The 24,160-nt window shown below is 57.4% G+C and carries 21 protein-coding genes; 16 read left to right on the top strand and 5 right to left on the bottom strand.

Annotation, left to right across the window (positions count from 1 at the left end):
• Positions 1-97: 97 nt before the first annotated feature.
• From FHT78_RS25560 to FHT78_RS25545, 4 genes are all read left to right on the top strand, one after another.
• Entirely contained in the window at positions 98-2,647 is a 2,550-nt protein-coding gene (locus FHT78_RS25560; RefSeq protein ID WP_183749345.1) for an MFS transporter, read from the top strand.
• Between the two features lie 150 nt (positions 2,648-2,797).
• On the top strand, positions 2,798-3,946 hold the full coding sequence (locus FHT78_RS25555; protein WP_183749344.1) for an L-dopachrome tautomerase-related protein: 1,149 nt from the start codon (positions 2,798-2,800) through the stop codon (positions 3,944-3,946).
• A gap of 325 nt (positions 3,947-4,271) precedes the next feature.
• Positions 4,272-5,270 carry a dicarboxylate transporter/tellurite-resistance protein TehA gene (gene tehA / locus FHT78_RS25550; protein WP_183749343.1) on the top strand — a complete coding sequence of 333 codons (999 nt, stop codon included), beginning with the start codon at positions 4,272-4,274 and terminating at the stop codon, positions 5,268-5,270.
• A 64-nt stretch (positions 5,271-5,334) separates the two neighbouring features.
• Positions 5,335-6,630 carry a cytochrome c gene (locus FHT78_RS25545; protein WP_183749342.1) on the top strand — a complete coding sequence of 432 codons (1,296 nt, stop codon included), beginning with the start codon at positions 5,335-5,337 and terminating at the stop codon, positions 6,628-6,630.
• A gap of 327 nt (positions 6,631-6,957) precedes the next feature.
• Here FHT78_RS25545 and FHT78_RS25540 read toward each other — a convergent pair whose 3' ends face one another.
• The 3 genes from FHT78_RS25540 to FHT78_RS25530 all read right to left on the bottom strand — a co-directional run bounded on the left by FHT78_RS25540 (position 6,958) and on the right by FHT78_RS25530 (position 9,129).
• On the bottom strand, positions 6,958-7,671 hold the full coding sequence (locus FHT78_RS25540) for an SDR family oxidoreductase (protein WP_183749341.1): 714 nt from the start codon (positions 7,669-7,671) through the stop codon (positions 6,958-6,960).
• Between the two features lie 51 nt (positions 7,672-7,722).
• Positions 7,723-8,031, bottom strand: coding sequence for a putative quinol monooxygenase (locus FHT78_RS25535; protein WP_183749340.1), 309 nt, complete (start codon positions 8,029-8,031; stop codon positions 7,723-7,725).
• 84 nt (positions 8,032-8,115) lie between these two features.
• Entirely contained in the window at positions 8,116-9,129 is a 1,014-nt protein-coding gene (locus FHT78_RS25530) for a zinc-binding alcohol dehydrogenase family protein (protein WP_183749339.1), read from the bottom strand.
• Positions 9,130-9,245: 116 nt separating this feature from the next.
• Here FHT78_RS25530 and FHT78_RS25525 point away from each other — a divergent pair, with 116 nt between their 5' ends.
• The 5 genes from FHT78_RS25525 (at position 9,246) to FHT78_RS25505 (ending at position 13,570) form a co-directional block, all read left to right on the top strand.
• Positions 9,246-9,647 carry a helix-turn-helix domain-containing protein gene (locus FHT78_RS25525; RefSeq protein WP_183749338.1) on the top strand — a complete coding sequence of 134 codons (402 nt, stop codon included), beginning with the start codon at positions 9,246-9,248 and terminating at the stop codon, positions 9,645-9,647.
• Positions 9,648-9,729: 82 nt separating this feature from the next.
• Positions 9,730-10,692: a GlxA family transcriptional regulator gene (locus tag FHT78_RS25520; RefSeq protein ID WP_183749337.1), complete on the top strand. Its 963-nt coding sequence runs from the start codon at positions 9,730-9,732 to the stop codon at positions 10,690-10,692.
• Positions 10,693-10,830: 138 nt separating this feature from the next.
• Positions 10,831-11,370, top strand: coding sequence for a carboxymuconolactone decarboxylase family protein (locus FHT78_RS25515; RefSeq protein ID WP_183749336.1), 540 nt, complete (start codon positions 10,831-10,833; stop codon positions 11,368-11,370).
• A 139-nt stretch (positions 11,371-11,509) separates the two neighbouring features.
• On the top strand, positions 11,510-12,268 hold the full coding sequence (locus FHT78_RS25510) for an SDR family NAD(P)-dependent oxidoreductase (protein WP_183749335.1): 759 nt from the start codon (positions 11,510-11,512) through the stop codon (positions 12,266-12,268).
• Positions 12,269-12,328: 60 nt separating this feature from the next.
• Positions 12,329-13,570: an MFS transporter gene (locus FHT78_RS25505; protein ID WP_183749334.1), complete on the top strand. Its 1,242-nt coding sequence runs from the start codon at positions 12,329-12,331 to the stop codon at positions 13,568-13,570.
• 94 nt (positions 13,571-13,664) lie between these two features.
• Here FHT78_RS25505 and FHT78_RS25500 read toward each other — a convergent pair whose 3' ends face one another.
• A complete protein-coding gene (locus FHT78_RS25500) occupies positions 13,665-14,501 on the bottom strand; it encodes an SDR family oxidoreductase (RefSeq protein WP_183749333.1) in 837 nt (278 codons plus the stop codon).
• A 98-nt stretch (positions 14,502-14,599) separates the two neighbouring features.
• Here FHT78_RS25500 and FHT78_RS25495 point away from each other — a divergent pair, with 98 nt between their 5' ends.
• From FHT78_RS25495 to FHT78_RS25470, 6 genes are all read left to right on the top strand, one after another.
• Complete coding sequence (locus FHT78_RS25495; RefSeq protein ID WP_183749332.1) at positions 14,600-15,499, top strand: LysR family transcriptional regulator; 900 nt, start codon at positions 14,600-14,602, stop codon at positions 15,497-15,499.
• 419 nt (positions 15,500-15,918) lie between these two features.
• Entirely contained in the window at positions 15,919-16,155 is a 237-nt protein-coding gene (locus FHT78_RS25490) for a hypothetical protein (protein WP_183749331.1), read from the top strand.
• Positions 16,152-16,760, top strand: a complete 609-nt coding sequence (locus tag FHT78_RS25485; protein WP_183749330.1) for a hypothetical protein — start codon at positions 16,152-16,154, stop codon at positions 16,758-16,760. The genes FHT78_RS25490 and FHT78_RS25485 overlap by 4 nt, the downstream gene beginning before the upstream one ends.
• Before the next feature lie 388 nt (positions 16,761-17,148).
• Positions 17,149-17,940 (top strand): hypothetical protein, encoded by a 792-nt coding sequence (locus FHT78_RS25480; RefSeq protein WP_246715416.1) that lies wholly within the window; start codon positions 17,149-17,151, stop codon positions 17,938-17,940.
• Between the two features lie 143 nt (positions 17,941-18,083).
• A complete protein-coding gene (locus FHT78_RS25475) occupies positions 18,084-19,856 on the top strand; it encodes an AAA family ATPase (RefSeq protein WP_183749391.1) in 1,773 nt (590 codons plus the stop codon).
• Between the two features lie 5 nt (positions 19,857-19,861).
• On the top strand, positions 19,862-21,568 hold the full coding sequence (locus FHT78_RS25470) for an ATP-dependent helicase (protein WP_183749329.1): 1,707 nt from the start codon (positions 19,862-19,864) through the stop codon (positions 21,566-21,568).
• A 76-nt stretch (positions 21,569-21,644) separates the two neighbouring features.
• On the opposite strand, the gene FHT78_RS25465 is transcribed toward FHT78_RS25470, so the two are convergent.
• Positions 21,645-22,895: a restriction endonuclease gene (locus FHT78_RS25465; RefSeq protein ID WP_183749328.1), complete on the bottom strand. Its 1,251-nt coding sequence runs from the start codon at positions 22,893-22,895 to the stop codon at positions 21,645-21,647.
• Positions 22,896-23,065: 170 nt separating this feature from the next.
• Here FHT78_RS25465 and FHT78_RS25460 point away from each other — a divergent pair, with 170 nt between their 5' ends.
• Entirely contained in the window at positions 23,066-24,145 is a 1,080-nt protein-coding gene (locus tag FHT78_RS25460) for a hypothetical protein (RefSeq protein WP_183749327.1), read from the top strand.
• Positions 24,146-24,160 lie beyond the last annotated feature (15 nt).

Raw genomic sequence — 24,160 nt, 5'->3', positions numbered from 1 at the left:
TCCCACGTCAGTAAATACTGAGATACAGATGCAGACCGGTCGGCGACGTGCTAACAGGTTTTTAGTCAAATCCGATCAATTTTTTATGGCATGTTGTATGGCTGAGGTCTCGCAAACTGAAACCTTCTTTTCCCGCTCACAAGGACGAGCACTCAAACCTAATGCCATAATCGCCCGGATTCTCGTGTCGAGTCTTATCGGGACTTCCGTCGAATTTTACGATTTCTATATTTATGCCACCGCTGCCAGCCTCATATTTGGCCCCCTATTCTTTCCAGCTTCGGTCCCGTCCTTGGAGCTGATCGGAGCATATGCGAGCTTTGGGATCGCATTCATGGCTCGACCGATCGGTGGCGCTGTCTTCGGACATTTCGGTGATCGGGTCGGTCGCAAGGCGACACTCATCGCATCGCTTTTACTGATGGGAATATCGACCGCGGCAATCGGTCTACTTCCGAGCTATGCGGCAGCAGGTTGGCTAGCTCCAGCGCTGCTATGCATGTTGCGCTTCGGACAAGGCCTGGCGCTCGGCGGCGAATGGACGGGTGCCGTACTGCTGGCATTGGAAAATGCCCCGCCTGGCTGGCGAGCGCGTTTTGCAATGTTTGCGCCCTTGGGCGCCCCAATCGGCTTCCTCATGGCTAACGGATTATTTCTGCTGTTGACTATTTTCCTTACCCCCGCAGAATTCCTCGGCTGGGGGTGGCGCGTTCCATTTCTCGTCAGCGTTCCGATTGTGGGTTTTGGCTTGTGGCTACGCTTCAATCTCGTCGAGACGCCCGAATTCACGGAAGCTATATCCGAGACGAAACCGGCGCGCGTTCCGCTTCTCGAAGTGGTGCGAGATCACTCCTCCGAGCTCCTTATCGGCGCCTTCGGTGTCGTCGCCTGCTATTCACTCTACTACGTTGTGACCGCGTTTGCGCTTGGCTATGGGACTACAACTCTCGGATACGCCAGAACAGAGTTTCTTGAGATCCAGCTTATTGCGATCTTGTTCATGGCCGGCTCGATTATTGTCGCCAGCTGGCTCGCCGACAAACTGAGTCATGAGTCGGTGCTGATCTGGGGCTGTGTCGGAACGATTGCATCCGGCATCCTCATTTCACCGATGGTGAGCAGCGGCTCGCTATCGACGATCTTCGTCTATCTAGCGTTTTCACTCTGCGCCATGGGTTTCGTCAACGGACCGCTCGGCGCCTGGCTGCCGAGCCTGTTTCCCGCCCGCGTCCGCTATTCCGGCACGTCACTAAGCTTCAACGTCGGTGGTATTATTGGTGGCGCCTTCTCTCCCGTTATCGCTCAAACGCTCGCGTCAAACAGCGGCCTTCTCGCAGTCGGGTTCTACCTGGCCATGACCGGCGGCCTGAGCCTTGTCGCCTTTAACGCGAGCGCGCGGACCCGAGCTGTCAATGCGCTCACACGCAGTGAAAGACGTTACCGTGCCATTTTCGAACAAAACCACGTTTCTCTTTGCGAAATAGACCTGTCAGGTTTGCGTGAGCGATTAGATGAAATCGTCGCGGAGCATGGCGGCACGGTTCGCGAGTTTTTCGAAAGCCACCCTGGTTCCGCCGACGAATGCGCGGATCTGATTCGTTTTAGTGACGTCAACGACGCCACGGTAAAGCTCTTCGCCTGCCGCTCCGCCGGTGAGCTCCTTGGCCCAGTACGACGCTTTTTGCCACAAAATGCAGACACGCTTCTCCCGCTTATCCTCGCCATGGAGGACGGCGTCGAGCGATATGAAAAGGAGTTGCATCTGCTAACCGCTGACGGGAGACCAGTTACAGTCCTGTTCATAGCAGCAATCACACCGGACCGCGAAGCTCTCGACCGGGTCGCTTGCGCAATGATCGATGTTACGCAACGCGAGCAAGCGAAAGAGGCGCTCCTTGCGGCTCAAGTTCAGCTTGCCCGTGCAAGTCGAGTTGCAACCGTGGGCGCGGTTTCCGCCACCATTGCCCATGAGGTCAATCAGCCCATTGGTGCCGCGGTTATGTTTGCTCAGGCCTGCATACGCTGGCTGAAGTCCGAACCGCCTGACATGCAAGCAGCACACAAGGCGGCTGAGAAAGTCGTTCAGCACAGTATGCGTGCCAGCCAGATCATTCAGCGCACTCGCGAACAAATCAAGGGTAATCAGCCAAGGCCCGAACTTGTTGACCTTAGGGAGCTTGTCGCGGAAGTGGTTGGGCTGCTGGAGCGAGAAGTCATGGCGTCCGCAACGCGTGTCAAATCTGTCTTCGCGGATTTTGATCATGTGATACTCGCCAATCGCGTGGAGCTGCAGCAGGTGATCGCTAACCTTGTCACGAATGGTCTCCACTCGATGACCGAGATACCGGTCGACAAACGGGAGCTTTTACTGGTCACGGAAGACGCTGGAGACGATGCCATACGGCTTACCGTGCGCGACAAAGGCACCGGGATTCAAGTAGACAACCTTGCAAAGCTGTTCGATCCATTCTTCACGACAAAATCCGATGGGATGGGTGTTGGGCTTTCAATCTGCAAGACGATCGTTGAAGCGCACGGTGGCTCGCTCGGCGCAAACAACCACGCTGACGGTGGCGCCGTGTTCGAGGTGAATTTACCCCGCGCCACGGCCTCCGACCGAAGCTCTTCCAGCTTTCTCATAGAATGATACAATCCGCCGTAGGGTCGAATTTCTACCTTCTGATCGAAACCAGCATTGCGTCAGTCTTTCTCCGCAACGTTGTTTCGAAACCTGCACCTCTAGCCGAACGGCTCCCACCTGGCCGTAATCGCGAGGGCGTTCAAGAAGGAAATTCGGATGACAAACAAAACGATTTTATCGCTGGCAATAGCTCTTCTAATGTTGCCATTGCCCACTATCAACGCATTTGCCAATGACAACGCGCCGAAGCTTGAAACGGTCGCAACGTTCAACGATGCGATGCTGACCGGCGTGACCGTTACGCATGATGGCCGTATCTTCATCAACTATCCACGTTGGGGCGATGACGTTCCCTTCACAGTGGCAGAAGTGGTCGATGGCAAGGCCGTGGCATACCCGGATGCGGACATAAACAAGGCGGATCCGGCCAATCCGGCCAAGAACCTGATCAGCGTGCAGAGCGTCGTCGTTGACCCAGCCAACCGCCTCTGGATCCTGGACACAGCCGCACCCGGGTTCAAGCCGCCGCTCCCGGGTGGTGCCAAGCTGGTCGCCGTCGATCTCTCCACCAACAAGGTGGTCAAGACCATAGTCTTCCCGGCCGACGTGATCCTGAGCACAACCTACGTGAACGATGTTCGCTTCGACCTGACCAAGGGAACCGGGGGTGTTGCCTACCTGACCGACAGCTCGCTTACCGGTCCCGGCGGGATCATCGTTGTCGACCTTGCAACCGGCAAGGCGTTTCGTCGCCTGACCGGCGACCCAAGCACATCCGCCGACAAGGACTTTATCGGCATCATCGACGGCCAGAAATTCATGAACCGTCCGAAGGAAGGCAAACCTTCGAAGATCCAGATCGCAAGCGACGGGATTGCGATTTCTCCGGACGGTGAAACGCTCTATTACTCAGCCGTATCTGGCCGCCATCTCTATTCTGTACCGACGGCGGCACTTCTGGACCAGTCAGTCAGCGAGAAGCAGCTTTCCTCCAAGGTCAAGGACCTCGGTCTCAAGGGTGCGTCCGATGGGCTGGAGACAGATGACAAGGGCCGTGTTTATGGTGGCGACTACGAGCACAAGAGTATCCGCGTCCTTGACAAGGGGAAGTGGTCAACGCTCATTCAGTCCCCGCAGATCGAATGGCCCGATACTCTATCGATCGCTGCCGATGGCTACCTTTATTTCACCGCCAACCAACTCGACAAGCAGGCTGGTTTCCATCAGGGTGTCGATAAGCGCAAGAAGCCCTACAAACTGTTCCGCATCAAGATCGACGGTGGCCCCGTTTCGTTGAACAAATAGTTGGCCTTTACCTTAAAGACGGCGATGAGTGCATCGCCGTCTTTTGTTGGCCGTCAACTATCGGTTTTTCGCCCGAGCTCATCGAGTTCTCGGACATCCGCACCGGACAGCCTGATATCGCCTGCGGCCACCGTCGCTCCTGCTCAATACGCATCCATCGCTGGAATTCCTTTATTCGGCCTGTCGCTGATCCTTGAAGCACGGCCCACGGTGGCCACGGCTTCGCATCGGCCGCCTGAAGACCTCAACTATGCATCTCGATCGTACAATAAGGTCGCTAACGCCCCCGGTTATTGATCTTCGACAAAACCGGAGGATTGCACATATGCCCACCACATCTTCATCAAGGCCTATCGATAATTCCCTCACCCTTCCAATCGTTCCCGCCGCCGCCTTTGGCATCGTACTTGGCCTTGTTGGACTGGCCAACGCCTGGCGAGCGGCCACCGACCTTTGGGGTGCCGCGACCTCAGTCAGCGAGGGCATCGGGCTGGTCGGTGCATTAATATGGCTTATTCTGATTATATCTTATGGCCTGAAGTGGATAGCTTTCCGCAGCGACGCATTGCAGGAACTGGAACACCCCGTCCAATGCTGTTTCGTCGGCCTCGTAGGCGTGGCAACCATGCTGGTCGCCACAGTAGCGCTACCCTTTTCCCACTTGATCGCCGAGACCCTTTATTGGCTGGGCGCAGCATGGACCGCCGTATTTGCGCTGTGGCGAACCGGCGCACTGTGGCGCGGTGGCCGTGATCACGCCTCTACAACGGCCGTGCTCTACCTGCCGACAGTGGCGGGTTCCTATGTCATCGGCATCGTAGGGGGCGCCCTCGGCTATCAGGGGCTCAGCCAATTGGCTTTCGGTGCCGGCTTCTTCTCGTGGCTCGCAATCGAATCCGTGCTTCTCAATCGGCTCTTGACCGCGCCCGAACTCGGTGAACCGGTCAGGCCTACCATCGGCATCCAACTCGCGCCGCCGACGGTGGGGAGCGTCGCCTATCTCAGTGCGACTCGGGGTGCCCCGGACATGTTTGTCCATGCCATGATCGGATACGGCCTGCTGCAGGCTCTCCTGCTGCTTCGCATCCTGCCCTGGGTCCTGAAACAGCCTTTCGTCGCCGGCTATTGGGCGTTTTCCTTCGGTCTCACCGCCTTGGCTACGGCCGTCCTGCGCATGGCTGAACGTGGGGACAGCGGTATCATCCCCGCAATCGCCATGCCAATCTTTATAATCGTCAACGCTCTCATCGGGCTGCTCGCGATCCTCAGCGTCGCCATGCTGTGGCGCGGAAAACTCTTCCCCCTTCACCCACGCGCGGCATGAGCGCCGGTCTCCATCTGTCAACCGTCATCCGATCCCTGTCGCCAGTTAACGATGCGAGCTCAACATGACTATTCGAAACAAATTTTCTTTCGTGGCTGCGGCGGCGATCATCTTGTGTCTGATCGGCGCGGGCCTGTTTTTCTTCATTCCGCACCGGCTTGACCAAGTGGCTGCAACGGCAAAGCAGCCCGTTGGAGATGCCCTGATCGCCAGAGGAAAATATCTGACAACCTCAGCGGATTGCGCCGCCTGCCACACGACCAAGGGCGGCAAGCCGTTTGCAGGAGGTCTGGCCTTCAAGCTTCCGTTTGGTACTATCTATTCGTCCAACATTACACCGGATACTCAGCATGGCATTGGCGGGTGGAGCGAGTCCGAATTCGTCCGCGCGGTTAAATTCGGTGTCGGCAAGCACGGTGAGGACCTCTATCCGGCATTCCCTTACACATCGTACGCTCTTCTCTCGGATGATGACGTCCTGGCGATCTTTGCCTACCTCAAGACGCTCGCACCTGCCGCCTTACAGGCTCCGCAAAGCGATCTCGCATTTCCCTTCGACCAGCGTTGGTTGATGCGAGGGTGGAAGCTCCTGTTCATGCCCAGACATGAACAGCGACGTGATCCGACCCGCAGTGAAGATTGGAACCGAGGCGCCTACCTTGTGGAAGCCCTCGCACATTGCGGCGAGTGCCATACGCCAAGAGGCTTGATGTTCGAGCGCAAGCAATCGCAGGCTCTTTCGGGTGGAATCGTCGATGGATGGCGGGCGTGGAACATCACCTCCGACAAAGAAAACGGAGTCGGCGCCTGGAATGACGAAGAGCTGGCATCCTACCTTTCAACCGGCCATGCACAGGGCCGCGGCAGCGCAAGCGGCGGTATGCGCGAAGCTGTTGATCTCAGCCTCAGCAAACTGCCTTCGGACGATATTCGCGCCATGATTACCTATCTTCGGACCGTCCCTCCCGTCGCAGGCGAACCTGAGCTGCGCAAATCCAGTAATCCGAAAGAAAAAACGGTAAGGCTACAATCGTCTGACGCTGGAGTTGACCTCGGACGTAGGATCTTCGCTGGCGCCTGCGCGAGTTGCCACGGGTGGGAAGCGAAAGGGCAGGCCAATCCGCGTGCGGCGATTGCAGGAGCCCACGCCTTCAGCGACCCCGACGCTGCCAACATCATTCGCGTGATACTCGAAGGTTCCTCCGACGGTTCAAACACGCCAGGATCGACAATGCCCGCCTTCAAAGCCATATATTCTGACGAAGAAGTCGCAGCGCTCGCGAACTTCCTGGTCAGCAGGTTTAGCGGCAAGCAGCCCACTGCTACCGCGGAGGACGTGCGAACCGCAAGACCGAGATAAAAGGGGCTCTATGGCCACTGGATGTTGCCAGTGTGGTCCCGGAATCCTCGCAGAAATCCGGATAGCGGCAATCTAGGTGAGATTCGTCTCATCCTGAATTGCCGCGCTAAAGCGTCATCACTGCAGATGATTTCGCCGCACTACCAAGGCGCTTGCTACTAACGCTGAAATGATGGGAGCGACGGCTCAGGTTTTAAATCGTTACGCCCGAGCACGATCTAGCGATAGCAAAAGTGGGACGAAGCCTTTGGCGACAATGACGGATAATATCTATCCGATGAACCATGTCTATGCCGCCGGCCCGCGGGACCGGCGGCATAGGACATCTCAAGCGATTGCGCCGCCGCCATCCACGCGAACGTTCGATCCGGTCGCAAACGGCGTGGCCATCAGGAAGAGAACCGCATTGGCGATGTCGGCCGGCCGACCGACTGTCTTTGCCGGCAGGTTTCCAGACACCTTTTCAAACATGGCCTGTTTTGCGTCTTTATCCATTTTCGACCAAAGCGGCGTGTCAATCAGGCCCGGCGACACCGTATTTACCCGAACGGGCGAAAGTTCCAGCGCAAGGCCCCGCGCCAAGCCTTCAAGCGCGGCATTGATGGCGCCCTGAAGGACTGATGTGGCGGACGGCCTCTCGCTGAGGAAACCCGAGATCAGGGTCAAGGTGCCGCGTTCTGTGAACCGAGCGCGACGGGCCACCCGGTAGGCGCCCCAGAACTTGCTCTCCATCGCCTGTTTTGCATCGGCAAGCTCAAGCTTGCGCACCGGTCCCGTTGGCGTCTGCGCCGCTGACACGACGATATGATCGAACGGCTCGTTTGCGCTAAAAAACGCTTCGAGCGCGTTTTCGTCTGCTGTGTCGAGAACTGCCGATAGGGCCTGAGGTCCCAACGACTTCAACGCTTCATCGAGCTTCGAACGCGACCGCGAGGCGATTGTGACAACGGCATCGGCGGCAGTGGCCGCTTCTGCCACCGCCAAGCCAATGCCGGAACTGCCGCCGATAACAAGAACGCGGTTGTCTCTAAGAGATATCATGGTTTTACCTTTCCTGCCTTACCCAATCGCGAGCTCAGCAATAACTGCTTTTCAGAGAAGTTTCTGAAGGCGTTGCAGGTGTAACGGTTCTGCAAGAAGCGCATCGAAACGGGTCGCCAGCGATCTGAACGGTGCCGCCTGCGCGTGAGCATCAAGAGCGGAAGCATCGCGCCAGATTTCCAGCATCACCGCGACATCGGGATCGTCGCGGTCTACGTTGAGATCGTACAACATGCAGCCATCCTCCTTTCGCACGTCCGGCACGATCGCCTTCAATGCATCGAAGAGTGCAGACCGCTGCTCCGGCTTTGCCTTTAATCTTGCAACGAGGTGAATAACCTCCGAAGCATTCTCGTCCATTGTTCTTTCCTCTTTTAAGGTCACCATCGTCGGGAGATCAGGCGAAAGAGTCTGAATCTTTCCGCCCTCGCTTCTTCACTTGGCCTAGAAACCTTCGAGCACTAGCTTGCCTTTGGTCTTTCCACTTTCGATCGCGGCATGTGCCTTCTTCAAATTGGCGGCGTTTATGGGAGAAATCGTCTCAGTGACGGTTGTATAGATCTTCCCCTCGTCGATCAGCCGGGACACCTCGTTCAGCAGCTTGCCCTGTTCGGCAATGTCGGCGGTCTCGAAGATCGAACGCGTAAACATCAGCTCCCAGTGGATCGACGCCGCCTTGCGCTTGAAACCAAGGACATCGAGGCTGTCGGGATCGTCGATCAGACCGAAGCGCCCCTGCGGCGCGATGAGCTCAATGATTTCCTTCAGATGGCGATGGGTTTCGGTCGTGGAGAAAACGAAGGCTGGCGCCCCAATACCGAGGGCGGCGACCTGTTCGGCAAGTGGCTTGGAATGGTCGATCACATGGTGAGCGCCAAGGCTCTTGACCCATTCCTGGGTTTCCGGCCGTGACGCCGTTGCAATGACGGTCACATTGGTAAGCGCTCGCACGAGCTGAATTGCGATCGAGCCGACGCCACCGGCACCCCCGATAATGACAATTGCGTTTGCCGCACCAGGCACAGGCTTGCGCATATCCAGTCGATCAAACAACATTTCCCATGCGGTAATGGCCGTCAGCGGCAGCGCCGCCGCTTCAGCGTTGGAAAGCGTCTTGGGCTTCTTGCCCACGATACGCTCATCGACGAGATGAAACTGGCTGTTTGCGCCGGGACGGATCAGCGAGCCGGCATAAAACACCTCGTCGCCGACCTGGAAGTCCTTCACCTCAGGCCCTGCCTCGACCACCTTGCCGACGGCATCCCAACCGAGAACCTTCCATTGACCCGCTTCCGGATTGGCACCCTTGCGGACCTTCGTGTCGACCGGATTGACCGAAATCGCCTCGACCTCGACGAGAATGTCGCGGCCTGCCGGCACCGGGCGGGGAAGTTCGATATCCTGCAAGGCGTCGTCGCGTTCAATGGCGCCAGCTGACTTGTAACCGATTGCTTTCATTGCTTTGCTCCTTTGATGAAAGAGGGATTGCTGATTGATATGGATCCAAAATGGTCTATATTCTCATTAGCGCAATACGCACAAACAACGCACGTAGTATCAAAAAGGATACTGTTATGGCAAAGGCGAGACACTCCCGTTTCGATTGTTCTCCTGGCTGCTCGGTCGAGGCGGCGATCGGCCTCATCGATGGAAAATGGAAATCGGTGGTCCTTTTCCATCTTCTGTCCGGCACGTTGAGGTTCAACGAGCTCCGCAAGCATATCGCCAACGTCACGCCACGCATGTTGACCAATCAGTTGCGTGAGCTTGAGGACGATGGCCTGATCGAGCGCAAGGTCTATGCGCAGGTCCCGCCGAAGGTCGAATACAGTCTTTCGGAACTCGGCCGCAGCATGGAGCCGATACTGCTTGCACTCAAATATTGGGGCGATGCCAACATAGGCCTATATGGCAAGCCGCGCGGTCTCGATCCGAGGGAGGCGAAAGTTACCGAGCGCGGCGCGGTCCACGCCTGAGAAACCTTGCGTCTCATCGAGGCGGAGATCAGGGTCCCTCATCTATCTTGCCCATCAATAGCGGACACAGGCAAAAGTCGATATGCGACGAGTTGGTTTCATCATGGAAGATGGCTTCCAGGTCATGGGAATGGCCGCTCTGACCGCCTTCGAATTCGCCAATGAGGCACTTGGCGAAGAGATGTACCGCCTGACGGTCATGTCCGAAAAGGGTGGCACGATCCGGTCGTCACTCGGCATCCGTATCGAGACTGAACCGCTCGGCGATTTTCCCGACACGCTGATGGTGGTTGGAGAACTCGTTCCCAAACCGGCCTCCGCGAAGCTGCTTGCCTATATTCGTGATGCCGGGAACCAATCGCGTCGCGTCGCCGGTGTCTGCACCGGTGCCTTTCTTCTGGCCGAAGCCGGCTTATTGGATGGTCGCACCGCGACAACACACTGGGCCCATGCCCGTACGTTGCGAGAGCGCTATCCGGCAATAGTAGTCGACGAAGACAGGATCTTCGTCCATGACCGTAACATCTGGACCTCCGCTGGCATGAGCGCTGCCATCGACCTGACGCTCGCCATGATCGAGGATGATCACGGTGCCGAGCTCTCGCGTCTCATCGCCCGCAAGATGGTTGTCTATCATCGCAGGCCGGGGGGCCAATCGCAGTTTTCGGCCTTGCTGGAACTCGAGCCCCGCTCGGACCGCGTCCGCCGTGCGCTTATTTATGCCAAGGAGAACCTCCGCAATCCGCTGACCGTCGAGGAACTGGCGGAAGCCGCGAGCCTTAGCCCGCGGCAATTCAGCCGTCTGTTTCGTGACGAGACCGGCCAATCCCCTGCAAAGGCAGTTGAGCGCCTGCGGCTGGAAGCAGCGAAAGCGATGCTGGAAGACGGTCGCCACCCGATGGATATCGTGGCAAGGGACACCGGCTTTGCCGACCGGGACCGCATGCGCCGTGCATTCCTGCGCTTTTTCGGGCAGCCACCACAAACACTTCGTCGCAGCCTCCAGCTGATCGAAGGTGGACATTCGCACGAATTCGCCGCCTGACGTTCCCAAATTGGTCGATCCGATCACGATGTGGGCTCGCCCCGCCGAAGGCGATGATCAGCAACGATCGACAGCGCGAAGTTACAATCTTGTCGCTCTCCTCCCGGGGATTATCGCCCCGGTTCAAGGAGACCGATCATGTCAGCAATTTCGACACTTTCAGATAACGAAGTAACACCGCACGTGGCGGAGGTCTTTGCCTCGGCAAAGGCCGCCATGGGTAAGGTTCCCAACCTCTATCGCGTTCTCGCTCATGCGCCCGCGGCACTCGACGTTTACACCGGAAGCAAGCGGTACCTAAGCGGAGGCGTCCTGTCTCCGGCTGCGCAGGAACAGATTGCTATCGCCATCGCAACAGCCAATGGCTGTGACTACTGCCTCGCCGCCCATACCGGTGGAGCACGCGCAGCCGGCGTCAGTGCCGAGGACCGGGCAAACGCTCAGAAGGGTCACACGTCCGATCCGAAGGTCCAGGCGATCCTCGGCCTTGCCCTGGCAGTCAATGCCACCCATGGGCAGGGAGCAGCTCCAGCGCTTGAGGCAGCCAGAGCCTACGGCCTGACCGACGCGGAAATTCTGGAGACGATCGCTCATGTGGCGGTCAACATCCTCACCAACAGCGTCAACAACACCGTCGGCACGATCCTCGATTTTCCGAAAGTCGAGCGCGTCGCCTGACACAGTCCATCACGATCATGCGACCCTCATGTCCTGAAATGACGTTTAGTCGTCATTTCTAACATCGAAGCGATGAAGCATGATCTTCCCCATCGAAACCCGGCTTCCATTGAAACGGCTACAAGTTAGGAGAGCTTTCATGCAACTTGAGAACAATACGATCTTCATCACCGGTGGCACATCCGGCATCGGCCGCGCGTTGGCGGAATCCTTCCACCGCCTCGGTAACAAAGTCATCATCGCCGGCCGCCGCAAAGCGCTGCTCGACGAGGTGACCGCAGCCAATCCCGGCATGGACGGCGTCGAACTCGACATCGCTGATCCCACAGATATCGAGCGCGTCGCAGCAAGCCTCATTCGCGACTATCCGGCACTGAATGTCCTCGTCAACAACGCAGGTATCATGCCTTTCGACGACGCCGGCGGAAAGATCGATGACGCGCAATCGCGGCGGATCATCGACACGAATCTGCTTGGCCCGATCCGCCTGACTTCGGCGCTGATCGATCATCTCAAGGCTCAGCCAAAGGCGACGATCATCCACAACACGTCGGTCCTGGCCTATCTGCCGCTCGCCACCACGGCCGTCTATTCCGCTACCAAGGCGGCACTCCATTCCTACGCTCTATCGCAGCGTTTCCAGCTGCGCGGCACCAGCGTCAGCGTGCAGGAAATCGCACCGCCGTGGGTCGACACGGATCTGATCAAGAAGAGCGGTGATCCGCGCGCAATGCCGCTCGACATCTTCATCGAGAAGACGATGAAGGGCCTTGGGACCGAAGCCGAGGAGATCTATGTCGAGGAAATCAAGGCCATCCGCGACAATCCCGGCAGCGGAGAGCACGCGCTCTTTAACGCCTTCAACGAATCTCTGGTGGCCAACCCCATCCCCGTCTGACGCAACAGTCTGAGACCCGGCTGCTCGAAGAGCGGCCGGGCCACTCGGCCGGAGGTTACCATGCTGCAGAAACATGATCTGAAATCCGCCATACCCGTCAGCGGCGTAGAGCGGCGACAACCACAGCCGTCCATGCTGCCGGCGTGGTTCCTGGCACTCGGCACCTTCGCAATCGGCACCGAAGGTTTCATGATCGCCCCATTGTTGCCGACCATCTCAGCCGATTTAGGCATGAGCCTGTCGGCAACGGCCATGCTAGTGGTCGTCTTTACTTTGGTCCTGGCCCTCAGCTCCCCGATCGCAACGGTCGTGACGGGCGCGCTGCGTCGGCGAGATACTTTGCTGCTCGCCATGACGATTTTCACGATCGGCAATTTGATCGCGGCTTTCGCCCCGGGGTTCGGTACCCTGATGTTTGCCCGCATCCTGATGGCGGTCGCCGCCGGTCTTTATGCGCCAAACGCCAATGCGCTCGCCGGAATGATTGTGCCGACCGAGAAACGCGGACGCGCACTTGCCATCGTCAGCGGTGGAATGACGATCGCCATAGCACTCGGCTTGCCGCTCGGTTCGATTATTGGCCACGCGTTCGGCTGGCGCTCAACGTTTATCATGGTTGCCGCCATGGGAGCTATCGCGATCATCGGCATCCTGGCAGGTGTCGGACGCAACGCCGGCGCGCATATGACTATCGCAAGTCTTGCCGAGCGTATTGGGGTAATCCGCCAGGCACCCGTTCTGAAGCTCCTGTCGGTGACGCTGTTTTGGTCGATGGGAGCCTATACGGCCTACCCCTATATCGCACCCTATCTATCGCAAACCCTGGGGTTCGCCGACAAGGGCATTGCGGCGACGGTCACGTTGTGGGGCGTATTCGCGGCGCTCGGCGTCTTCACCGGCGGCGTACTGAACGATCGTTTCGGCTCGCTGAAGGTGGCCAGTCTCTCTCTTGTTGCGCTCGCCCTATCCTTCGCAGGCCTGGCGGTTGCAACAAAGCTTCCAGGCGCGGCGGCCGTTTCGCTGGCCCTGCTCGCCATCGCCGGATGGGGCTTCAGCGTCTGGTCCTTCTTTCCTGCCCAGATGGCGCGTCTGATCGTTGCAGGCGGGCACAACCATGCTTCCGTCGCCCTCTCGCTCAATACATCCACCATGTATCTGGGCTTTTCCATTGGCAGCGCCATCGGCGCAGGGATCATCGCAGTGGGTGATGTCTGGATGATCGGTGCGGCAGCCGCAGTGATGGAGATAATCGCCCTCGCTCTCGATGAAGCCTGGAAGCACACCAAATCCTCATCCAGATGAAGCAGGCTAGAAGGAACAATGTCACCACCTGCTTTTTTGCAGGTGGCGACATCATCAAAGGCGGCCCTGGCCGCGTCCGTTTAGGGGACGATGTTCAAGCGAAATCCGTCGACGGGGCCGTCGATCGCTGGCCCTCGACTTCGGCCAATCTGTCAGACAGCGCGCTCGCTATGTTCGTATATGCATCGCTACCGAGAACGAGCCGGAGAGAACTCGTCGGATCATCAGTGGCTTTGATGATGGCAGCGGCAATTTTTTCAGGATTTCCTATCGGGCTTCGAGAAGGATCTCGCAACTCTGACCCGAGAGAAGCGAGCGGAGTCTGATCGTAGCCAGGAAGCGTAATTGATAGGTGATCTGCTGCAGCGCTGCGGAACGAGGTTCGCGCACTGCCCGGCTCGACGATCAAGACACGAAGCCCGAAGAAGCCGAGCTCCTTCGAAAGTGCCTCGAAGTAACCTTCTAACCCCCATTTGCTCGCATGATAAACCGAGGCTCCCGGATGTGTGGCTTGGCCGCCGTAGCTGGAAATTGCGACGATAGTACCTTTGCCGCGCGGGCGCATGTGAGCGAGAGCGTATTTGGTCAGGAGCATAGGGGCGACCAGATTGACCTCGAGCTGTCGCCGCAAGTGCCCTTCTTCAATGCTCTCCGCCGCACCAAAGAGACCATAGCCGGCGTTATTAACGAAAATGTCGATCGCCCCGAACTTGGTGGCGGCTGCCTCGACCACGGCCGGGAACCTTGACGCATCGTTGGCCAGGTCGAGTTGTTCGACCATCAAGGACTCGGGGTAGCTTGCGATCAGATCCTGGACGTCTGTTCTGCTGCGGGCAGTACCAAAAACGGAGTGCCCGAGGTGGAGCAGCTGTTCAGCCAATTGGCGGCCTAAACCGCGCCCAATTCCAGTTATGAACCAGACTTTGTGCATTTGAAAGATCCTTTGAATTCGCGATGTCACGCTGATTTAATGAGCGACGAGGCGAAGGGGAATTGCACAGTCTCGTATAGACTGTTAGCCATTTGGCCATGAATGAAAGACCGACTTTCGCCGAGTTGAATGCTTTTCTTGCCGCTGCGCGCTACCGGAATTTTCGAAAGGCGGCCGACGAACTCGGTATTGCACCTTCAACGCTTAGCCATTTTATCCAGAGGCTCGAGGCGCGACTGGAGACCCGTCTTCTCCACAGGAGCACGCGAAGCGTTTCACTTACGGCAGCCGGCGACGCGCTGGCCCTGCGACTGACCCCGCTTATTCATGGTTTGGATGATGCGTTGACGGAGGCTGCGAATACAAAGAACACCCCGCGAGGCATTCTCCGCGTTTTAGCATCTGACGTTGTGGCGACCTTGCTCATGGAGGCAGTGGTACCGACATTCCTCAACGAATATCCTCACGTGCAGTTTGAACTGGCCGCAAACTCCGGCTTCGTTGACATCGTGGCGGAGGGTTTTGACGCGGCATTTCGGCTGGGCGATGACGTCCCCAAGGACATGATTGCTCTGAAGTTCGGGGAAATGTCGCGGATGATGGTCGTTGGATCGCCGGATTATTTGAGAGGCCGCCGCCTTCCTTCGTCGCCAGAAGAACTGGAAGGTTTCGCCTGTGTTCGTTCCAGACCGGCGAGCGGTGTTCCCTACCGTTGGGAATTCGAAAAGGGCGGGAAGAGAATTTCTGTCGAGCCAGATGGGGTGCTTACGGTCAATCGATCGGAGCTTGCTCTGCAAGCTGCCCTCCGCGGCTTGGGAGTTTCCTACATTCCGGAGAGACTTTGCAGAGGTCATCTGGAGACAGGCGCCTTGTTGTCTCTATTAGACGGCTGGTCCCCACCATACGAAGGGCTGTGCCTCTACTATCCCGGCCACCGGCTTGTGCCGCCAGCGCTGAGAGCATTCATCGATGTTGTCAAAAAGGTCGGCCTGACGTGAAGGTTAGCGCCTTGAAAGGACTCGAACCGTCGGGCCCGTTGCACAAGGTTGGTTAACTCCTTGATTGAATTGGAGATTGCAGGGCTTCAACAGCAGTTATGCAAGCTATTCCTATCTCAGAGAATTCCGAGTTGTGTGAATTTCAGCTCTCGCTATGGTTAGATTGCCGGCGGCATTATGCAACGGTTCTTGAGCAGTTTTGACGAAGACGCTCCTGCCGAATCGATAATCATGCGCGAGTTTCTCGTGATGTGATTGCAATCTGCTATGACTTTCCACGAGACACCGGAAAGATTCGAGATTGCGAGGCGTATACGAGGGAAAATGGTCAAGTTTTTAGAAGACGAGTCAACGTCATTAGAAGCGTCATCGATAACGGCGGCGTCTACACGATCACCATCGACGCGTCTGATATCCCCATGGACGCAAGGACCGAGGCATTCCCCGGAGTTGCCCCGAACCTTGAGACCGGCTTCGAGCTGCCGCCATCGAGCATCATTCATGATCCGGTTATGGCGAACGAAATCCTGGCGAAGATCGATACGTGGGGGCAGATCCAGGTCCTGGTCTACAAACGCGGCGGGAAGATTTTTTACAAGAAGCTACCAGATGGGCGGTACGAAGCCACAATCGAGCGCGCTAAGGATACCGAATGACATTCAGTACGCTGACGCCGCTTGAGCGGGCGATCCTTGATCACATCGGTCCAATGCTGTCGTCGGAAGAGCATATTTATCTCGATGAAGCCGGGGAAAAGGTGCTTCATCATGCGAGCCACCCGAGAGAAGGCGGAGACTTGGCCGACGAGATCAAGGCGCGGCTGCTGAATGGCGAGAAGTTAAAGCTTCTGCATAATCACCCTAACGGTGGTTCTTTGAGCAGCTTCGATTGGCAGGTGATGACCGAGCACTTCGGTCAGCTCGAGATGATCGTTGTAACGCCGTGGGATTCCGTCCACCGCGGTCGTGTGGATTACGATTTTCAAGCAGATGAGATGAAGCTAGTGCTCCCCCGGCTGAATACCGTTTTCAACGAGATGAGCCACCTGATCCGGGTGCCGTACATTTGCAGTCTGAACCCATCACTGCCAGTCGATGCGGAGCGGGTGACGTCTATTTACATGAACCAGCGGCTATTTGGGCTGGGGATCGTCGACTACGGCGCGGAGCTAAGCCTAGCGGATCACTCCGTCATCATCGACCTTCTGAGGGAGCCGCTCCGAAACGTCTGGGACAAACTCCTCATTAAGCGGCTTCCTTAGGCGGGCAGGCGGGCGGCGTGAACGGATTGTTGGTGGCCAATACACATCCGCTGGCATCACTCCGCCAGGTTCCCTCAATGATGGGCGCGCCTTGCCTCGCCATCGGGACCACTATGTCAAAAGCCTTTCTCGCTCCACGGCGGCGATCTGATGATCAATCCATTCGGGGATCTGCCCAACGAATGAACGGGACTTCTACGGGCTCGGCGCCAAAAACCTCTCGATGTCCGTCCCCGCAAAAACGGCCTTCCGCCGATACGGAAAACTTAAAAAACGCACATAAGGAAAGCAGCGCAGGACCGCATGGACGTTAGACGAGCTTCGCCGGCTGGATCTGAAATACGCTGAAGAAGGCGTCCACGTCCATCAGCGGCCCTTTCGTGCCGCAATGGAACTACTCGGCTCCAATTTTGTCATGGGTGTTGGTGGAAACCCTGACGTCAAACGGATCATGGACGCTTACACCGCCATGATGCCCGAAGTCACTACGAGTTGGCCGGGCGCAGGCATCGGGTTCGCTGCATCCGTCGACCAGGTTCGAAAGCTCACTTTCCCGGTTGTGTTCGGCGAACGCTTGCTTCAGCCCTGGGAATTGTCCGGTTTCAGCAGCGCCGAGGAATGGTGGAATTGGTGCCGGCAGGACCGGACAATCGCCGGTGAGATGGCTCTCGCGGTCGCCGACCTCCATGATCTCACCATGGGCCTAGATGAAGTTGAGCACGGCGCTCCGGCGGCGATCACGCTCTGGCGCATGGCACGATCGAACATCGAAGATGTGGCGAACACGCTGCCGACGACATTCAGCCATGACTCTGTCATCCAGCCGATTTGCATGGTCGCGGAACTCTCGCTGAAAGCGGCTCTCGTCTGGGACGGCGTTGACCCTCAGTCCTTCAGGAGAGGAAAAGACGGGCACAATCTGTCGCTGCTTGCCCTCCGCATGGCGGAGACGAGGCCACATCGCGACGACACGCGTGTCCAAGCCGTTGTTGCCGCGCTGCCGCCCTATGTCGAAAGCCGATACAAACCTGCAGGCTTGAAGCGTCTGCAAGTCGTCAAGCTCGCTTTGGGTGTACAGTTCATCGCGGCATCGAGCTTGCGGCGCATCGCCAGCGCGGATCTTGCCCTTCAAATGGAGAACGACGAGTGGCCTGGGCCGCGACAGACTTTCGCACTCTAAGGCTGACTGGCGGTTATCGGCCGGATAAAGGTTACACCCTCAAAGATTGTAGATACCGGATCGATTGCTTAGCGGCGACGGACAAGCTCAGTGCAGGATGCTATTGATCGAATCAGCAAGAAGCGCGGCTTTCGGAGGCTATGGTGCGTATCGCTCGTGTTCATATCGAAAATTTTCGGGGAATTCGGGAGGCGGAGGTCCATTTTTCCGGAACATCCGTCCTGCTGGGCGATAACAACACCGGAAAATCGACAGTATTCGAGGCAATAGAACTCGCCATCGGCGCAGACCGATTGGCGCGGACACAAGCCATTGACGAGCACGACTTCTATGGCGGCGATTATCTGCCTGTTGAAGGTGTGCCGCAAAAACACGTCGCCGTTGAAGTTGTAATCGCGGGTCTCGATGAGCAGCACTGCACGAAGTTCCGCAACAATCTCGAATTCTGGCGGCAGGTCGACCGCTCGCTGATCGGGGCCGGTCAGGGTGCAAACCTTGGTCAGCCGGGGATCGAGCCTGCAGTTCGTATCCGCTTTGAAGGGGCCTACGACCCAGAGAACGACGATTTCACCGCCAAAACATGGTTCGCGGTGCCGCGGCATGAGGACGGCGCACCCATCAACGAGTGCCGATCGAGCGATAAGCGCGAATTCGGCTTTCTTCACCTTCGCGCACTCCGAACCGGAACCCGTGCGCTCTCGATGGAGCGTGGCTCGCTTCTGGACATTATTTTGAAAACTTACGAAGTCCGTACCCGAATGTGGGAAGGGCTGCTTCGGCAGCTTCGCGACCTCGATGTCGTGGGTGCCAACGACCTAGAATTCGGGCGTATTCTAACCGCCATTCGCGACGCCATGCGCGACATCGTGCCGGGCGAATGGGCCGATGCACCTCATCTCCGGGTCTCCGAACTGACGCGCGAGGATCTCCGGCGCGTCCTCAAATCCTTCCTTGCGACGGGCGTGCCGGGTTATGCCGCTCCCTTCCAGCATCAGGGCTCAGGAACGATAAACGCGCTGGTGCTCGCAATGCTGGGGCTCATCGCGGAGCGTCGCAACGGTCGCGTCATCTTTGCCATGGAGGAGCCGGAACTCTCGCTTCCGCCTCACGTGCAAAAGCGCGTCGTCGACAAGGTTAGAGGTATCGCTTCGCAGGCACTCTTCACCTCGCACTCGCCGTATGTGATCGAGCAGTTCCAGCCGGAACAGATGATGGTCATGACCCGCAACGCAGCAGGTGTCCTAACCGCATCGAACATTGCGCTTCCGGAAAATCTCAAGCTCAAGACGTTCCGCGACGGCTTTCGCACACGCTTTTGCGAGGCACTTCTCGCCCGTCGCGTCATCGTCGTCGAGGGCAAGACCGAACTCGTTGCATACAGCGCCGTCGCCCGTCGAGCTGCAGAACTTGAGCCGCTGAACTACCAACGCCTGGATTCTCTCGGATGGGTTCCGTTCGACGCAGGTGGCCAGACAGCGGTTGCTTCGTTCGCGGCGTTCTTCCGCAGCCTCGGGAAAACTGTCGCCACGATCTTCGATCAACAGGCCGACGCCGAGCGCCAGGCGATCGTCACCTCCTGCGACACCGCATTCGAACAGCCCTATGCCGGCTTCGAACACCTCCTTGCAGCCGAGGTGTCGGTTGCAATGCAAGCCTGGTTCGTGCAGTTCTTCGTCGCGGCCGGTGAATGGCCGCAGGCGCTGAATATTCTCGTGCCGCCGCAAGGCTCGCCAGACGAGTCTTACCGCCCGGCCTTTGTGGCCCTGTTCAAGCATAAGAAGGGCGACGATTATCTGACCGTCTTCCTCGATCAGTGTCAGGTCGGGCATTTTCCGCAGACCATGCTGCACGTGATCACGGCGCTGAAGAACCTGGCCGCGCCGCCACCGCCAGCACAAGCCAATATTTTTGAGTGACCGCAATGGCGTTGGTCCTATGCGAACACAGACAACGCCTGCTCCGCACAGATGGCAACATTTTGGTTCGGGGTGGAGCCGGATCGGGCAAGACCACCATAGCGCTTGCCAAGGCATGTGCCGATCTCAATGAAGCTAGACTGGGCCTGCTGGGTAAGGCACTGTTCCTCAGCTTCGCGAGGGCGACTGTGGCGCGCGTCGCCGAACAGGCGACCGCCACGCTCCCTCGTGGACTCATGTCGCGCATCGAGATCAACACCTATCACGGCTTCGCCTGGACGATATTGAAGAGCCACGGCTACCTCCTCTGCGCCAAACAAGGAGTGTCTCTGCTTCTGCCGGCCCAGGCAAGGGCGCATCTCGCAGGTCTCGATGGCGACGCCCGATCGGCCCGGCAACGAGAGCTGTTCGACACGGAAGGCCTGATCGCCTTCGACCTCTTCCCAATCTTGTTGACCGAGCTCTTCCAAGCAGCACCGATGCTCGCGAGGGCTTACGCCAGGGCCTATCCCCTGATCATCGTCGACGAGTTTCAGGACACGAATACCGAAGAGTGGAAGATGATCAGCCAGCTCGGGCAGCATAGTCGCCTTATCGCGTTGGGCGATCCTCAGCAGAGGATTTACGATTTTAAGGGCGCGCACCCGCGCCGGTTCGATGAATTCATCGCTGCATTTAACCCCACGCCCTTTGATTTTGCCGGCGAGAACAATCGCAGCCCGGGCACGGCGATAGCGCAGTTCGCTAATGACATCATCGCGGGTGAATATACGGCTGCCGCCTACGCAGGCGTTTCCGTCTCGCGATATCGCGGCCGCAGCCTCCGCCCGCTCAAGCAGGAAATCCTGAGGGCCGTCGCCCGGCTGCGGCGCAATCCCGACTGGTCCCTCGCGGTCCTCGTGCCGGCGAACGTCCTAGCGGTGAGCATCTTCGACTATATGGCCGAGGCGGCCCATGGCCTTCCTGCCTATCCGGTCGACATTCTGGTTGCGGCCGAAGGCCCAATGCTCGCCGCAGACCTGATTGCTCTCCTGATCGAGCCGCGTCCGAGTGATCAAGACCATGCCGCCGCTATACTCGAGGGCTTGGCCGCATTCGAACTAGGCCGTTCAGAGGAGGCATCCGCGACAGCAATCCGAAAGGCAGGCCGGTACAGAGAAATTGCCAGGACGGTTCGTGCGCGGGGTCTGGACGGGCTCGGCGGACGCGGTATCGGTCCGGGCGTTCTCAGCCTCCTGGCCGACACTGCAGCGATCCAGCTCACCGGGGATCCCATGACGGATTGGCGCGTCGTGCGCGCCCAGCTCAACGCGAGCGACCGGGATGAATTCAAGGCACTGGCGAAGGAAGCCCGCCACATGCGGCTTTTAAGGCGCGGCGCTCAGATCGAGTCAAAGCTCGCGGAGGCTTGGCGTACCCATGGCAGCTACAACAACGCCCGCGCCTTGCTGGCGGCAGCCGTTGTTGAGGACCAATTCGCTGCGACCGCCCGCCCGCAACACGGCGTCACCGTGATGACCATTCACAAGGCGAAGGGAAAGGAATTCGATGAGGTCATAGTCTTTGAAGGCCTGTTCTCACGATACGTTCAGAGACCCGGCGCGGATGGCGAACGGTCTGCCCGCTTCAACCTCCATGTCGCCGCCACCCGTGCTCGGCGCGCACTGACGATTATGACGCCCCAAATCCAGCCATGCCAGCTTCTTCCTTGAAAAAGGACCGTGACGAACACGCCAACGGAAGCATCTTCGTTCCGAAACTTTTGGGCATCGCTCCACTAGTTGGTTGTCATTCGTAAAATGCCTGTGTGTCCACTGTGAAATCATCGATGTAGATTCCATACGGGTCAATGTATCCCCGCACCTTTCCGGGAAATGGCATGGACGTGGGCGAAGTTTCCTTGTCATAAGAGAGTTCGACAGAAACCTCGACAGAAGCAAGGAATTCAATTCTCGAACGATCTTCGCTAGGCCTAACAGACAAATCATATGAGTGCGCCCCTTCGAGCGTTGTGTGAGAGGATAACGGATCGAGATCGTCCCAGGCGCGGTATTTCTCGGGGGCTGTCGTAAGTTCTTCATATATGAAGACACCAATTTCGTCTGCGTAGAGTTCAGCCAAGTCTTCGTCTGCTAACTCGACTGCTAATTCTATTTGTTCCTCATTGTTCGGCTCATACCGTTCCGCGTAGAACCGGAACGCGAACAACGACGGGCCCTCACCGTTTCTGGCTTTGACAAGCTCACGACAAAGCTGTGCAGTTTGGGCCGGCTTCAACGCTGCGAGTGTCTTGAGAGTGGCGTCAAATGCATCGAACTCAATTTCGCCATAGGCAAGCTCTTGGGCCGATTGGACTGGATCGCTTCTCTCAAGTAGGAGCGAGAGTGCGCGATCTATCGTTCTGGCGCTGGCTTGGTCGTGAGGCCAGATCCGCTCTCCACTTATCCAGCTGTCCTCGACATGGTATGTTTCGATAACGCTTTGTATTTTCTTGTAGACCGCCGGTGGAACTAAGACTTTAAGCGATTCCAAGGCCTGTGGTAGACTGCTTAACCGTTGGTAGGCGATATAGCTCGCAGGCAAAAATCGCTTCACGAGGCCGATGTTGGCATCCCTGAGCAGGAGGTGTTCCAGTTCATGTCGATCCCATACCTTGGTCTCCGCCACGCCTTGCTCATTTAGTCCGTCCAGCAAAAACTTGAGGCCGGTACTTACCGTCGTTGTTGTTGCAAGGAGAAAGCCATCAGCTTTGTGTTGCGCGATCTTGTCCGATACGGAGCCGACGTCCGTCTCAGACACTGATCTTCCTGACTGCGCAAAATCCTTGCAGCTAACAAGCCATCGCAAGTTCCGCGACCCAACGGCACCTTTTCGACTTTCGGTGAAAAATAAATCTCGCCCCTGATCTGCACCACGACCGGACCACTCGGGGTTAAGACCGAGCAGCTTTCCAAGCTCTCGAACAAGACCTTCGAGATCCTCTCCCGCCGGCGAATTGGATTTGGATGTAGAAAGCTCTCTGAAATCTAAAATGGGCATCTGATCTTCCAGTAATATGTCAGTTACCGAAGATCCTTTCTTTAAGACATCGAACTTTCAAGCGTTTCGTAGGCTCGCAGGGATGGACTCAGCAGATATCCACGGCGGCGTTTCATGTTTCCTTAAAGTGAGGTAGAAGTATCCATTTACAACCGTTCCGATTGCCAAACATGGATGATCCAACTTCCACACCAGAATCGACATCGTCACCTGTGCCGGCGGATTTCGCTGACAGCCTGCCTCCCGATCGGTTATTGCTCTACGGCCTGCTTTGGCACATTGAAATCTGGATGAGGGAAATGGCCTACGTTGAGCTATCTGCTCGGTATGGCGCGACTTGGTCGACTTACATTCAGGGAAATGAAGCCAGGGCAAAGGCTAGCGACAGCCGGTTAACCCACATGCCGACGAGAGAAAAATCGAAGCTAAGCTACATCCTCTTCTCAAATTTGCAGCGGACGATCAGCAAACACTGGCGGCTTTTTCACGAGTACCTTCCTCCCAAGGACATTTGGAAGGCAAGATTGACCGAAGTCGATCAGATCAGGAATAGGGTCGCCCATTTTCGAAACGGGCATGAAGGAGACCTGCGCCGCGTTCGTCAATTGGTGAGCGACATAGACGCCGGATTCTGGGACTTTTGCACATCGTACAACAATGCAATTCCGATCCTCGATCCAAGCAAGGATCCTGTCGCGCAACGATATGCTGCTTTTGATCCATTTCCATGGGCAGAAGTTGAGCCGAACAAGTTTGCGCGGATTGGACACGCTCCCCGCGATCTGTCCATGGCTGTGACCGTTGGCGTCTTAAGGAGACCGTGGTTGCGCGCTCAGCAGCCCCAATCAATTATGGGACGGCCCGGATTTCTGTGTGATGTAAGCCTAGTTGCCCGAAACAATAGGATATTTGACTATCCTGCTTTTCTCCGCTCGACGCGCCGCTTGCATGTGAATGTCTGCCACATATGCCTCGACGCTACCCGTAGCGCGATCCGTCTCACGATACCCAGCATCGCTGGGAAGGCTATCATACTGCCTCTACTTGAAGAGCTGGTCGAAACAGCTCAGCACACCCTTCGCCCCGATTTCAGGCACCGGGACTTTGCTGATTTTGACGCCGAGGTGTCGGCAAGTCGTTCAGCCGTCGACAAGATTGCGCTCGAGTGGCCGGAATATGTGCTCGGACCAACCAATCCGCTCACATTTCTCGACCCCTCAATGCCATGCAAGTTTTTCCCGCAGGTGTAGTTAGGTCGGGTCCAG

This window comes from Rhizobium sp. BK196 (assembly GCF_014193255.1).
GTDB lineage: Bacteria > Pseudomonadota > Alphaproteobacteria > Rhizobiales > Rhizobiaceae > Rhizobium.
The sequence above is the reverse complement of the archived record's forward strand: the minus strand, read 5'-3'. Positions and strand labels throughout refer to the sequence as shown.